Consider the following 12,862-nt stretch of genomic DNA (forward strand, 5'->3'; position numbering starts at 1 on the left):
CAATTCGTGGTACGTGGTTGCGCTGTCTTGCTCTTGGCCGCTTACTTGCTCTGTTGAGCTGCGGCCACCTTTTTTGACGTAAACTTTGAATTTAACAACGCATCGATAACCTTTTCAGTTAATTCATCAATGTTAGTGTTGTCATCTTCCAAGTAAGCGTCCATTTCTTCCACAGTCAACTTTTCATCTGCTGCTGCGTTTGCTGAAATCAGAATATCTTCAAGCGCTTCTGGGTCGTTCATTGAAACCAGACGGTTAATACCCATTTCAACGCCAACACCAAACTTAACGCCGTTAGCATCAACTTCCTTAGTCTTGTCCAACTCACGGATAAAGCGCATGCCAAACTTAAATTGATGTTCAGTTCCATTGATAGTTAGTGTAAAAGCCATTTTGTTACCTCATTCTTAGTTTTTATCGGGCTTTTAACCCCGTTCGGACGTATAATCCGCCGTCGCTGTCATAAATTACTTGCTAGTCGACTTAGGTGCCGTAGCACTGTTAGATGACTCTGAACTGGAAACGACGCCCAAATCACGGAAGTTGTAATCAGTGCCGTTACTTGCGTCGTCAAGCTTAAGCGTCAATTCGCCACGCTTGGCAAATCCGCCGTCGATATTGGCTTCAAACTTACGAGTCAATGAAGCGTCTGAGTCGGCGCCTTCTTCCATTGAAGTCAATCCGGCACGCATGTAACGTGCTGCATAAGTATCTGCCGCAGAACCTGGAGTATCCGTATAGACAATCCAGAATTCAACCTTTTTGTTTTGTTCGTTGGCATCGTCCAACATGTCCAAGATATCTTGGTTAGAAGCCAAGATTTCCAACGACAAAGTTCCATCAGTTGAACCACCCTTTGAAACTGATCCGTCCTTGGTATCTTCGGTCTTCTTGTCTCGCGAGGTCTTGTATGAATAAGTTGTCTGATAAGCAACCTTGATACCCTTGCGCTTTGCTTCGTCTTCAAGCAAACGAGCAAATACCAAGGCCTTACCGCCAGACAGTGCCTTCAAGCCTGTTTCTGCCATGTATATAATCCTTTCTTATTACACTAAAAAACACGGAACGTTACATCTAACGTACCGTGCCATAGAATGACGTTGTCTTCTTGCTCCTCTTGTACCGAGTTAACGGTGTACATGGGGTCAAGTTCGACAGTGTAGCCATCAATCTCAGAGAGACCCATGACGTACTGATAAATTTTGTTTTTAAGTTCTTCAACGGTTTGTCGGTCTTCCTTATCGCCAAATACATGGACGGTTAAGGATGGTTTAGAACGCAACACGCCTTTGGCCGGTGTGTACTGTTGAAGACTTGTAGCGCCCATATAAACAATCGGTTCATCGTGATCAAACTGCTTAAAGTCTGGCGCAACGTCAAAATAACGTTCTTCGCCAACCATATCCAGTAGATGTCCTCCGATTTCCTTATATAGGGCGTATTCTGGTGTGTCAACCATTTAGGATAGCCTCCAGATTGCTAATGAAGACGTTTTTATGAGCCATAAACGCCTGATACATGAACAGCTTAGGTTTGATAAACCGAGTTCCGTTTTCTTGGGCGTAACCATAGTTGAAATTCTTGTTATAGGCGTTCGCTGTCACTGTACCAACAGCAGTAGTTGAGGTGCTAACCACATTAATATTCGTGCTGCGCTTCAGAAAACCAGTTTTGACGGGAGCAAGACGTGCTGCCTGTTGTTGTGTGCTAGCTGCTGTCGTTTGAACTAACCGCTTAGCACGTTCAGGCAATAGCTGTCGCTTGTTGGTCATTGCTGACACAAACTTGTCTGCCCCTTCAACCCTAATTGACATCTGTGCGCTCCTTCGTGCCGTTTAGCTTAACTGTGACGGACTTGCGATAACCAACCTGTTGGCCTTCAATCGGCACATACTGATTACCATCAACAATTGCAAATTCAAAGCTAGGCAGCGGCATAGCTGTACGAATAATTAACTGGTCATAGGCCACAACACCATAGTCACGATAGGATTTTGCAGCGGACATGGTTGTCACGTTCGCAATAAAACTCCCAATCTTGACGTTAGCTGTTCCAGGCTGTTTCACACGAGGGTCTTTTGAGCGTTTTGCCTTGTTGTACAAGACAATTTCTGTTGACATGTTCAATAGAAAATCGCCCTCCCTCGCCGTGGCCCATAATTGTCCTTATCCCGATAGGCGTTAATCTCTTTCATGTAAGGGTCAAAGTCATTGTCACGGAAAGTCATGGTTAAACCGTCCTGTGATGATGACTTCATACCCTCGTTACCGATGCGAGAAAAACGTGATGCCGTCACATCATTCACGATATAGTCGAACTTCGTCGGGATACGGGTTGGGTCTTCAATCCCAAGCAAGACAGCTAGACGATTGCGCACCTCTTCTTCAAGAATATCAAGCTTATCTTCAACACTAACCGTGTTGCTAACTAGCTTGGCGTATCGTTTTGCTACTGTCATTTACTTGCCTCTCTTAGTTACCTGACTTAGCTGCGCTTGAACCAGACTTACCAGCCGTCAAGATAGCCTTCTTGTTGTTGTCGGAAATCCATGCACCGTACTTACCAGCACCTTGCAATTCAACACCAGCAAAGTTAGTAGCATCAATGGTACGAACGATGTTAATACCCAAGAATGCACGTCCAACGTTGTCAGGAGCAAAGATAACCTTAGCCCCTTGCATGTATTGCGTAGGCACTTCAGTAACACGGATGCCCTTCAACATCACTACACCATTAGTGTCGATGTTAGTTGCTGAGTTCTTAGCGGTCGTGGTTGCTGATGCGTCCACAATAGCGTTGTATGTTTCTGGATCAACGTAAGCACGTACAGGAACAGTGATTTCCATGTCCGTGTATTCTTGTGATGCCTTACCGAACACCTTCACTACGTCTGATGCAGAACCCAAGTCCTTGTCAGCATTGTCGGTCAACTTCTTACCAAACAAGTTGTTAAACAAACGAACCTTGGCTTGTGCTTGCAAGTCCAATCGGTCAGCTACGGCTTGGTTCAATTCAGCGTTCACAGTGAAACGGTCAAGCCCTTCACGAATAGCCCAAGTATCGTCGTAAGGCACGTCAGTATTCTTGTAGATGACTTCTTTCAACTTACCAAAACGATTTGAGTTGTCAGAACCGTTTCCAAAGGCGGTGTTAGCATCGGTACTATACTTACCAAGTTCTGCAGGCAAGTCAGTAGACTTGATAGAAAACATAGTTGCGTTATCAGTTACACCATCAATCGTCTGCAAATCTCCAAAAGCTGGTTGGAAAGCAGACAATGAGCGGAATACCGGTACAATCAAACCGGCAAATTGCTTGTCAAAAATTTGTTCATTAGCCATTTATGGCCTCCTTATTGATATTTCTTCATCTTTGCAGCAAACGGGTTATCAACGTTATCAAGCTCAGAGGCAGAACCGTTAGGCTTGCCGCTGCCGCTCAACTTCGCATCAACCTTAGCGTTTACTTGCTTTTCAATCGTGCTAGTCAACACATCAACCGTCTTATTGATGGCTTCGGCGTCTCCTAGCGTTACAAGGCTATCTGCCAAATCTGAAGGTAAACCTTTCTCGGACAATACGTCACGAGTGTTAGCCGTCAATTCACGTCGGTTCAATTCATCAAGGCGCTTCTTGTACTCAGCTTCTTGCTTTTCCTGTTCGGCCTGACGTTTCTCATCTTCGCTCATCTTGGCTAACTTAGCGCCCTCAGACTTGGCTTCATCTAGCTTTGCCTGCTGCTCTTTTTCCCACTTAGCACGAACCTTAGCAACACGTCGTTCAGCTTCTTGTTCAGCCATCTTCTGTGCTTCTTCAGCCGTGTATGTGGTTACTTGGTCTTCTTGCCCTTGCCCTTCTTGCAAGCCATCATTACCACCACCTTGTACGTTTTCATTTTTAGCTTCGTCTGTCATAACTTCTCCTTTGCACAGCGCCTGCACAGCTTCCACCAATCGGCACAAGTTCCACAAGGTCGCTCCGTTTAAAAGTTCAATAAGCAGTTAAAGGCTTGCTTAGGCACGTAATATAAAAAGGCAGACTGTTTAGTCCGCCTTTTCGTAAGTCTTTTCAAATACACCTTGAGCCACGGCGTAGACTTCATCGTTACTGTGAACGAGATAGTCGCCATCACCGGCTGTCGAGATACCAGTCATCCCCATTAGATCAACACGGAAGTTTCCCTTTTCGTCAACGGAAAAGTTAAAGTTGCCAATCCAATCAGGAACATTTTCATTCTTCAAAAAATCATCTTTCGAAACCTTGTAGGCTTCCACATCAACACTCTTGCGATACTTCATCATTTCTCCTATCCATCAATAATGTCATCGGGATTATCCGCAGCAACTACCGCACAACGGCAATTATGGTGCTTGGGCAACACGTACGGGTCGCTGCCATACTTGCTTACTTTGAAACGCTTACCGTCCATTTCCATGCAGTAACGGCAAGCACCAGCACTGGCAACCCATTCAGCGTAATCAAATCCAGATGCCTTGATGTTACGCATTTGTTGCTTACCAGACACTCTAGCCCCCTCTGTGCGCAAGATACGCTCGGCTTGGTATTTGAATACTCCAAACTTCTTACGCAAATCCTTAGCGTAGCTCATGGGGTTGTTGCCAGATAACATAGCCTGTCGCATTGCTTTGGAAACGTCATTACGCAACTGCGCTTGGTTTGACCAAACGTTATCCGACCATTTACGGCCATCATACGAACGCTTAATCTCTTCATCGGTTAGCTGTTCGGCAACGTGCTTGTAAATCTTTTGGCCAAGGTCAGCAGTCTGTGACACATCGGTGTGCAGTGACTTGTTAATCTTGGTAATCGACTCACTGGCGATAACAGAGGAGTACACTGTTGAAGCATAATCGAGTAGCTGGTCAACATTAGACACATTAGCTGGCTGCAGCCCATGCTGAATGGCGTACATATCCAACATATTAACTAACTCATGATTAGGTATCTGTGAGTTCGTCGTGTTGTCATACTCTGGATAAACCGACTGAAAAAGCGCCCACCATTGCATGAACTCTTTTGAGTTCTCATCAACAATCTTGTTAATGACTTTGGTGTTGCGCTTATCCTGACGTATTTGTTGTTTGCTAAATCGGTAGGCCTGATCACGTATGTTCATTGCTTACCTCTCAATCAAAAAAAAAAAACCAACGCATCATTCGTCCTCCTCTTCAATGTCTTCATCATCGACAGCATTGTCACGTTCATGTAAGCGCACCATTTCAGCTTGCATCGCGTTCTGTGTGACGCTTTGTTCGTCACGCAACCCTTGCATCTCGTCAGGCGTAATACCCGGCGCAAAACGGTCAAGGTATGCTTGAGGGAACGTAGCACCAGATTGCTGCAGTGTCTGAATGGTGTTGACATCATCAGTCGGCAAGTTATCCGTAAACATGAAGTTAATATCGTCAGCATCTAAGTTCCATGGACCAGATACGGCCTGTTCCAAAGCTTGAACAATACGATAGATACGGTTCAACCCCTTTTCAAACATGCGGCGCTTTGTCTTAGCTAACTGGATAACACCTAACTGCTTGTACTGCATAGCAACACCACTGGCATTGCTTGCAAAGTTCTCATCAGACACATCAGGAGTACGGCTAAACGAGTGAATGTTCTTGTACAAGCGGTTCTTATACGCTTCCACGCCGTTAACATCGTAGCTCTTAGTCAAGTATGAGGCTGACACATTGGTTTGTTGACCGGTAGCACTGATACCTGATTGAAGTACCAGTGTACGAGTCTTACGAATGTCAGCAAGCATGTCCTTCTTGGCCTTGACTAATTTATCTAAGTAATCCTTATCCTCTGGGTCAATCGCTGTACTAGCACTATCCAACAGGTCGGAAATATCGCCCTGGATAACCAACATGGCATCGTTACTATCTTGCATGTAGTTGGCCGTGTCAGACTGTGACGCATCATAAGCATCAATCAGTGAGATGACACCGTCATAATCGCCCATACGTTGGCTATTGTTCCAAAACTCAACGACTGGCATCGTAACCAGTGGCTGACGTTCTGCAATGGTGTATCCATCAGCAATACCACTCTGCATGTCAACCGGTGATGAACGGGTGTACTCGTCGTCCGTCCAGGTCTCAATAATGTACTGAATGGTTGCTGTCGTTTCCCCATTAGTACCTACCACACTAATTGGGTTGTAGCGCACAGCCATTAACGGCTTAGGGCTAACGTCCTGTGAATAGATAATGAACGTGCTCTGTGGGTCAAGCTGGACAATCTTTTCAATCCGTTCATCTTGATCCCGATAAACGTTAGCAAACGACCGGCCAAACTTCGACATATCACTGAACAAGTCGTAGTAGAGTGCATCAACGTCGTTAACCGCATTTACTTCTTCAAGAGTTGGATGTTCTTCATCGTCATTAACACTAATCGTGATGGCATTACCAACACTGAATGACGTGTGAAAGTCTGCAATCTCTTGGGCAAACGGGTGTGAGATACGCACATCAGCACCGTACTCATCACGACGTCGCTTGACTTCATCATTAATCTTGCTATCAACGCCCTTGTAATAACTGTCTAGCATCTGCATGCGTGGACGTTGGTTATCATAGTGATGCTTGATGAACTGACCCACGCGTTCAGCAGTTAGATTACTAGCGTCTTCCTGGTAGACCATCAAGGCGTTTTTTAAATTGTTATAGGTTGAGTTGTTGACGTTAACGTCCGTCATAGTCCAATCTCCTTAACTGCCTGTACTCGCTGGCGATAGTTCATGTAGCTGCCGTCCTTGTTTGTGAAGATAACCGGTTCTAAGGCATAGCCAAGCGCCTGTATAGCGTGGTCGTCGCCATCTTCCGGAATATTCAAGAACTTACCGTACTTATCTTTTTTATAAGTGAAAGTGCTCATCTCTTCAAATAAGGGACGAGCACTGGGGTGAATATGAAATTTGTAGTTCTTCATGAACTCCATGCGCTGAACGTTGGAGTCCTTACCCTTACCAACCGGCCTTACACCACGTATACCGTGTGTCCTTAGCTCTGCAATCGTACGAGGTTTGGCACTATCGGCGTATATCTGTCCAGATAGTCCGCCATTCTGTGCAATCAATCGAGCCATTGGTTCGTTCAGCAAACCGTGCTTGTAGAAACCGCCATAGACATAGATATCATTACCCTTAACAATTGCCTTAACAAAGGCCGTGGGGTCATTGGTAAAACCAAAATCAATCCCCATAATCTGTCGGCCAGTTATCGCCTTAGGGTCGAAGTCTTCCATCTCAAACAGTCCGTCAAAGACAAGACCCTCTGAAATACCCCAATCGCCAAACACAGCAACACGGGCACGGTTAGGGTTGCGCTTAACCATCTCTTTCATCGACTTAATAAAGGTGTCGTCTAAGTGATGGTTGTTGTGGTATGTCGTGGTAAACGAGAGTACGTCAGAACGTTTAGTAGCTTCATCGAAGAACTCGGACTTGAGCCAGTGCTGTTCCGACCAAGGGTTAAACGTAATGAGATGCTGATAAAATCCGCCCTCTGGCAACTCGCCACGAATAGACTCGATAACCGTGTTGAAGTCATCAAGGTTGCGCAGCTCGTAAGCTTCTTCCCACCACGTCCGGCATATCATACCCACATCAGCACGCACAGACGTAATCTTCATGGGGTCGTCCATGCCACGGAAGTAAACCTTTTGACCTGTGGGAATGAAGGTTATCTCAAGTGGGCTGACTGTGAACTTGAAGAAGTCATCAAGGCCGAGCAAGTGAACCACGAGACGTATCGTACTAAATGTCGAGTTACGCTGTGTCGTTTGGAACTGACGAATAACCAACCAATTACAGTACGGATACCTCAAGATATCATAGACAACCTTATAAGCGCCGGCCACACTCTTACCACTAGCACGAGCACCTTTTAGGGCAATGAACAGACTGTGCGAACTAAACAACTTGTAATAGTCTTGATCAACAGCTTTATGAAAATCTAGATTAATCCTCATCGCTATCCTCAAAATTATCTAACGTAATCGTTACTCGGCCTGTCTGATTACCAACCATGCTTGCGTTAGCTTCTGCAATGTCCGCTTCGGCCGTTAACTTGCGTAACTGTTGTTTAGCCACTTCATCACTACCTGGATAACGCTTCAATATTTCCTTAGTAGCCTGAATGCGAGTCTTAAGGTCGGCCTCTTTCTTGGTCTTCTCATAACCGCTCACAGTGGCCACCACAACCGTTTCAGTCTCTTCCCCTCTAACTACCCTAGTCAAGAATTCGATAGCTTCCTTGGCGCTCATGGTACGCTCTTCATCGAGTTTAGCCATCTTTTCAGCGATATATTTTTTAAGGTCAGGTTTAGTCAGGTTTTCCTGACCAATCGACTTGGCTGTTTTCTCCGAATAACCAGCTTTAATAGCGGATTGTTTAGCATTTCCAGACTTGACATATTCATCGGCGAACGCCTTTTGTTTAACTGTCAGTTTCATGTCATTGCTACACCTCCTTAGCTAGTTAGTCGTCAATTTTGACGTTTGTAAACACCTTATGGATAAACTCTATAATCAATGTCGCAAACGTTAGTGATAAAAACGGATGGTTAATTACAAACTGCATCACATCTCCTCCGTTAACCAAGGCATATGTTTGGCGTACATACTATTTCTAAGCTCTTGCTTCATCTTGTTGTATCGACGTACTCGTGTACCTTTATCAGTCTTAGAAGTCTTAACAAGTCGACTGTTCACACCGTTAGCACCATCAATGTTATTCTTGCGCTTCAATGCTTTCCTGCGTTCACGGTCTAGCGCTTTCTGGTAACGAACCGGGTCGCCAACAAGTGATGCGATTGGGTCGAAAACTTTAGTATGTCCCATATTAACCATTAGTTACTCCTTAAGATTTGACTGTTGCAATTTTTTCATTAGTCATATGTACTGAACAGCGAACCTGTAAGTCTGTCATCGTCACTTTGTTTCTGCAGTAAACATTGTGAACTTTTTTGATCACCAGGAAATATGTACACAGGCCGAAGCCTGCTTGTTTTATGCTAACGAATTCATGAAGTCATCAACCAGCTTTTGACGAATTACAAGCGCTTGCTGAACTTGCTGAATACCAGTCTTACCCAATGATGGGGAAGTCGTGAACTTAGATTCTTGTTCCTGCATACGAGCAATTGGAATGTCACGCATGTACTGCTTATATAATGCAATTCCATGAGCAGCGCTCAAGACTCCTGTGTTACGAAGTTCAAAGTAACGCGCCTTCAATTCAGCAGGCTTGTACTTCTTAACGGCCAACAGCATATGATTTCCAAGAAAATTACTTAGATCACGAGTTACTGAGTTAGAACCGGTATCAATAGCGCCCGTCCAATCCATACCAAGAATGTTGTCATTGTCGTAACGCTGCATACCCCACTTAACACCGTCATACGTTACCCAAGTCTGGTTCTTCTTCCATGCGTCGCCATCGCCCCAGAATAGAGCATGACTGATGTAATCGAAGATTGACTCGAAATCAAGCATTGAGTCTGCCTTTGATTTGAAGTTTTCGTAATTGTCGGTATCAGCTAAATATCCAAGAGCTGCCAACTTTTGAACAGCAGCATCAGAATTGGCTGTTTGCTTAGTCAAGTATGCCCACTGGTGTGAACCGTCAAGGTTAAATGACGGAACAGAGAACGACGGGTCGTTAGTCGTCAATGACGAACTTTCAGCGCCATCACCACCGTAAATACCAATGTTAGTATCTGGCTTATTGGCGTCCAATCCATAAGTGGCATAAGCGTCCTGATACTGGAACGTGTAAATTCCGTAATTGTTGACAGGGTTACTAGTTGCGTCCCCTTGCGGAACAATCAACAACTTAACTGGATAACCATCAATAGCACCATTGTTCAAACCAGTTTGAATTTGCGGTGCTGGATTGTGCTTAGATTGATTAATTTCAGCCCAATTACGCTGTGCAACGATGTTTCGACCAGTAGTTTCGTCAATATAATTTGACTTGATACTTGCTTTCTTAACAGGTTCCATCGATAAGTTAAAGTGAACTGTTTGTGATTTGGTTGCAGCAGCATCACTAAAGAACGACAAACCATAGTTAGCTCGTTCCCAACCCTGTGACGAGTCGCCCTGCTGTTTAACTGTTGCGTATCCGGTTGAGATGGTATTGCCAAGTGCATCAGTTAATGAATAAGGCATGATTACCTTAGAATCAGGATTAATACCAAAAGCCTTACCGGTTAACGTAAGCACTGGAATACCATCATTAGTTGCTGATGAACCTGAAGCTTCAATCTCGAACTGACGAACAGAACCCATTTCAGTCGATTGCTTACCCTCAATCACTCGAATATCGTACGAAGAATAATAATCGGTCGGCTTTGACCAAATTTCCCAACGTGAATAATCGCCAGATTGAGTTAATCGAGCAAATACGTTGGTTAAATCTCCCCATTTAGTTCCAAGAATTGACTTATTCTTGAAATAGAACAACTTAGTGAATGTTCCGCTATCGTCTGAAATCCAACCCCAAGTCTTGAAGTAAGAACGGTACAAGAACCACTGTGCAATACGCAAATCGCCTGGATCAGTCGTCATTGACTGGTCACTAACGGTTGTTAGAGTTGAAGCAGTACCAGTCCCACCATTAGTCTTAAGCGTGGCAATATCAGCCGTGTTGGTTGAAACTTGTGTCGTTAGGCTACTTGCATTCGTTGACACGCTGTTAAGCGCTTGACTATTAGCGGCTGCAAGTGAGTTAGCCTGCTGAGCTGTAATCTGTGCCGTGCTTCCAGCAGTCGATACAGTACTCAAACTCGTTGAGTTAACCCCAATGTTGGCAGCTAGTGAGTTCACTTCGCTATCGTAATTCTTACCGTTATCTCCTCCGCCACCTTGCGGACGTGCTTCAAGAACAGATACACGGCCCTCAACCAAATTAACGCTGGTTGCGGTGCTTGCGTTACCAGAAACATCCGTGTTGGCCGTTGACAAGGCTTCACTAGCTGTTGATGTGGCGTTATTTGCCGTTGATTGAGCGCTCACAGCATTTGAATTTGCTTCGCTTGCCGTTGAACCAGCTAGACTAGCAGATGATGCTGTCGTGTTGTTCAGTGAAGTTGCGTTAGCAGACAAATCACTAATGGCCTTTGAATTAGCCGTTGATAGGTTGTCAATTTCGGGCTGCCAGTTCTTACCATTTCCAGTTGGCTTGCTTTCCAATGTCGTAACACGGTTCTGCAAACCATCAACACGGGTATTAACCGCCTTAATGTCGCTCTTCAAGTCGTCAATATCAATCACTGATGGCAACTTAGCACCACTAGCATCAATTGCAACGTTGATATAGAACTGACCTTGGTCACGGTCGGGCCAAATCGAACCATCTGACAACTTCACTTCAAATGTGTAGTTACCAGTAGCAAGACCTGACATCGTGTCGTTTGTCATCGGCAATGACACAACACCAGCATCAACACTAGCCGTCACATTGGTTACATCGCCGCTCTGTGACTTAATAGCCACATTAGCTTGGCCACTATATGTAATTTGGTCTTCATCTTGCAGCAGTCCAAACTTAAAGACGGTTGAACTATCGCCCTGCTTGGTTTCGTTACCGCCCAGATAGGTTAATTTCTTGTAGCTTCCAACTGACTGTGGCATAATCGCTCCTTAATTTAGTGCAACAAAAAAGCAACCACTCGAAAGTGATTGCTGTATGTACTTGCGGGGAAATGTGTATTGAAAATCGTAAAAATTAATCAAAGGAAAACAATTTAAAAGTAACATTTCTAGATTGAGGAAATCAGTTATTCCCCGCAATTGTTCCGGGTGGACTTGCACCACCATCTGACACATTTCTGCCGCCTCTCCTTGTTGGGCTACGGAACTAAGAAGCCGGTACATGTTCTCGTTTATGTATCAAACTCATGATATAAATATAACACCTATATGACGGATGTAATATGCAGTTAATATGCGTTTTTCAACCATACTAAGTTATCCACAGAATTAATAATAACGATTGAAAATTGATCGCTCAAATTCATCCTTGATTAAATTCAAACGCCGAGTACAAGTTGAAACGTCAGCATGAAGTAACGTACTAATCTGTAACCATGTGTGGTATTTGTTTTTGTTGTAATGCCAGATAAGCAAATTTCTGTCACTTTCCTTCAATGTTGCAACAAACGCCTTAACACGATCCATCTTTCGCTTTAAATTTTTTAATTCGACATCAGATTCTAGCCTAATCATGTCATTTTCAATTTTGATACTTCGAACGTTTTTAGCCTGTCCGCCCCCAATGTTATCATCATTAGATTTTAAATTTAGTAATTCATACTTTCGGAACAAATATTCGTTTTTGATAATTCCGCTGAAATATTCAGTAAAAAGATTATCTGTATTATTTTTTACTTTATTAACCAATTTTCATCTCCTCTTTGATGTATGTACCGCCTGCAGGCAAGCAGGCATTAAAATGTAAGTCATCGGTCACAGCCGGATGCGCTGGAATGTGGGTGTGCATGCCTCGCGGCTTAGTGGCCAAGTACAGTGGCCGCATATGTATGCCAGGGGCTACTCCTGGACTTACTGAATAATTTCTATTCCACCGGATTCCTCCGATTTGTTGGCTGTCTCGAAGACTTAGGGCAGGCCTACTAGCTACCACGTATGTATGCCTGAAAGTAGCTAACTTCAGGACTTGAATGGGATTTTGAAAATTGATAATTTTAACAAATTCCTCGTGCTGCTCTTTTTAAGTCAATAGGCATCCCACGGACTTATGTACGTCAGGATGGCGCCTGACAGCTTAATTATTTAAATATCTACAATGAGCCAGTTTTTCTAGACAGTTTA

Annotated in this window: 16 protein-coding genes; all 16 read right to left on the bottom strand. The window is 44.2% G+C overall.

Going from position 1 to position 12,862, the window contains the following annotated elements; genetic code table 11:
• Positions 1 to 41 precede the first annotated feature (41 nt).
• Complete coding sequence (locus tag ABSY64_RS03380; protein ID WP_349641658.1) at positions 42 to 392, bottom strand: tail assembly chaperone; 351 nt, start codon at positions 390 to 392, stop codon at positions 42 to 44.
• A 75-nt stretch (positions 393 to 467) separates the two neighbouring features.
• Positions 468 to 1,028, bottom strand: a complete 561-nt coding sequence (locus ABSY64_RS03385) for a phage major tail protein, TP901-1 family (RefSeq protein ID WP_349641659.1) — start codon at positions 1,026 to 1,028, stop codon at positions 468 to 470.
• 23 nt (positions 1,029 to 1,051) lie between these two features.
• Positions 1,052 to 1,459 (bottom strand): hypothetical protein, encoded by a 408-nt coding sequence (locus ABSY64_RS03390; protein WP_349641660.1) that lies wholly within the window; start codon positions 1,457 to 1,459, stop codon positions 1,052 to 1,054.
• Positions 1,452 to 1,814, bottom strand: a complete 363-nt coding sequence (locus ABSY64_RS03395) for an HK97 gp10 family phage protein (RefSeq protein WP_349641661.1) — start codon at positions 1,812 to 1,814, stop codon at positions 1,452 to 1,454. The genes ABSY64_RS03390 and ABSY64_RS03395 overlap by 8 nt, the downstream gene beginning before the upstream one ends.
• Complete coding sequence (locus ABSY64_RS03400) at positions 1,804 to 2,127, bottom strand: hypothetical protein (RefSeq protein WP_349641662.1); 324 nt, start codon at positions 2,125 to 2,127, stop codon at positions 1,804 to 1,806. The genes ABSY64_RS03395 and ABSY64_RS03400 overlap by 11 nt, the downstream gene beginning before the upstream one ends.
• Positions 2,124 to 2,459: a phage head-tail connector protein gene (locus tag ABSY64_RS03405; RefSeq protein WP_349641663.1), complete on the bottom strand. Its 336-nt coding sequence runs from the start codon at positions 2,457 to 2,459 to the stop codon at positions 2,124 to 2,126. Before ABSY64_RS03405 ends, ABSY64_RS03400 begins: the two co-directional genes overlap by 4 nt.
• Positions 2,460 to 2,472: 13 nt before the next feature.
• Positions 2,473 to 3,342 (bottom strand): phage capsid protein, encoded by an 870-nt coding sequence (locus tag ABSY64_RS03410; protein WP_349641664.1) that lies wholly within the window; start codon positions 3,340 to 3,342, stop codon positions 2,473 to 2,475.
• Positions 3,343 to 3,353: 11 nt separating this feature from the next.
• Positions 3,354 to 3,914, bottom strand: coding sequence for a DUF4355 domain-containing protein (locus ABSY64_RS03415; RefSeq protein ID WP_349641665.1), 561 nt, complete (start codon positions 3,912 to 3,914; stop codon positions 3,354 to 3,356).
• A 129-nt stretch (positions 3,915 to 4,043) separates the two neighbouring features.
• Positions 4,044 to 4,298 (bottom strand): hypothetical protein, encoded by a 255-nt coding sequence (locus tag ABSY64_RS03420; RefSeq protein ID WP_349641666.1) that lies wholly within the window; start codon positions 4,296 to 4,298, stop codon positions 4,044 to 4,046.
• Positions 4,299 to 4,306: 8 nt separating this feature from the next.
• Entirely contained in the window at positions 4,307 to 5,137 is an 831-nt protein-coding gene (locus tag ABSY64_RS03425; RefSeq protein ID WP_349641667.1) for a minor capsid protein, read from the bottom strand.
• A gap of 36 nt (positions 5,138 to 5,173) precedes the next feature.
• Positions 5,174 to 6,721: a phage portal protein gene (locus tag ABSY64_RS03430; protein WP_349641668.1), complete on the bottom strand. Its 1,548-nt coding sequence runs from the start codon at positions 6,719 to 6,721 to the stop codon at positions 5,174 to 5,176.
• Positions 6,718 to 7,995 (bottom strand): PBSX family phage terminase large subunit, encoded by a 1,278-nt coding sequence (locus ABSY64_RS03435; protein WP_349641669.1) that lies wholly within the window; start codon positions 7,993 to 7,995, stop codon positions 6,718 to 6,720. Before ABSY64_RS03435 ends, ABSY64_RS03430 begins: the two co-directional genes overlap by 4 nt.
• A complete protein-coding gene (locus ABSY64_RS03440) occupies positions 7,985 to 8,479 on the bottom strand; it encodes a terminase small subunit (protein ID WP_349641670.1) in 495 nt (164 codons plus the stop codon). Before ABSY64_RS03440 ends, ABSY64_RS03435 begins: the two co-directional genes overlap by 11 nt.
• A 126-nt stretch (positions 8,480 to 8,605) precedes the next feature.
• Entirely contained in the window at positions 8,606 to 8,875 is a 270-nt protein-coding gene (locus tag ABSY64_RS03445; RefSeq protein ID WP_349641671.1) for a hypothetical protein, read from the bottom strand.
• A 159-nt stretch (positions 8,876 to 9,034) separates the two neighbouring features.
• Positions 9,035 to 11,662: a CotH kinase family protein gene (locus ABSY64_RS03450; protein WP_349641672.1), complete on the bottom strand. Its 2,628-nt coding sequence runs from the start codon at positions 11,660 to 11,662 to the stop codon at positions 9,035 to 9,037.
• 348 nt (positions 11,663 to 12,010) lie between these two features.
• Entirely contained in the window at positions 12,011 to 12,430 is a 420-nt protein-coding gene (locus tag ABSY64_RS03455) for a DUF722 domain-containing protein (protein ID WP_349641673.1), read from the bottom strand.
• Between the last annotated feature and the right edge of the window lie 432 nt (positions 12,431 to 12,862).

Source organism: Eupransor demetentiae (genome assembly GCF_963930865.1).
GTDB lineage: Bacteria > Bacillota > Bacilli > Lactobacillales > Lactobacillaceae > Eupransor > Eupransor demetentiae.

Excerpts from the sequence above, each read along its gene's own strand:
- ABSY64_RS03380 (WP_349641658.1), bottom strand. The coding sequence starts at position 392 with ATGGCTTTTACACTAACTATCAATGGAACTGAACATCAATTTAAGTTT.
- ABSY64_RS03385 (WP_349641659.1), bottom strand. The coding sequence starts at position 1,028 with ATGGCAGAAACAGGCTTGAAGGCACTGTCTGGCGGTAAGGCCTTGGTA.
- ABSY64_RS03390 (WP_349641660.1), bottom strand. The coding sequence starts at position 1,459 with ATGGTTGACACACCAGAATACGCCCTATATAAGGAAATCGGAGGACAT.
- ABSY64_RS03395 (WP_349641661.1), bottom strand. The coding sequence starts at position 1,814 with ATGTCAATTAGGGTTGAAGGGGCAGACAAGTTTGTGTCAGCAATGACC.
- ABSY64_RS03405 (WP_349641663.1), bottom strand. The coding sequence starts at position 2,459 with ATGACAGTAGCAAAACGATACGCCAAGCTAGTTAGCAACACGGTTAGT.
- ABSY64_RS03410 (WP_349641664.1), bottom strand. The coding sequence starts at position 3,342 with ATGGCTAATGAACAAATTTTTGACAAGCAATTTGCCGGTTTGATTGTA.
- ABSY64_RS03415 (WP_349641665.1), bottom strand. The coding sequence starts at position 3,914 with ATGACAGACGAAGCTAAAAATGAAAACGTACAAGGTGGTGGTAATGAT.
- ABSY64_RS03420 (WP_349641666.1), bottom strand. The coding sequence starts at position 4,298 with ATGAAGTATCGCAAGAGTGTTGATGTGGAAGCCTACAAGGTTTCGAAA.
- ABSY64_RS03425 (WP_349641667.1), bottom strand. The coding sequence starts at position 5,137 with ATGAACATACGTGATCAGGCCTACCGATTTAGCAAACAACAAATACGT.
- ABSY64_RS03430 (WP_349641668.1), bottom strand. The coding sequence starts at position 6,721 with ATGACGGACGTTAACGTCAACAACTCAACCTATAACAATTTAAAAAAC.
- ABSY64_RS03435 (WP_349641669.1), bottom strand. The coding sequence starts at position 7,995 with ATGAGGATTAATCTAGATTTTCATAAAGCTGTTGATCAAGACTATTAC.
- ABSY64_RS03440 (WP_349641670.1), bottom strand. The coding sequence starts at position 8,479 with ATGAAACTGACAGTTAAACAAAAGGCGTTCGCCGATGAATATGTCAAG.
- ABSY64_RS03445 (WP_349641671.1), bottom strand. The coding sequence starts at position 8,875 with ATGGTTAATATGGGACATACTAAAGTTTTCGACCCAATCGCATCACTT.
- ABSY64_RS03450 (WP_349641672.1), bottom strand. The coding sequence starts at position 11,662 with ATGCCACAGTCAGTTGGAAGCTACAAGAAATTAACCTATCTGGGCGGT.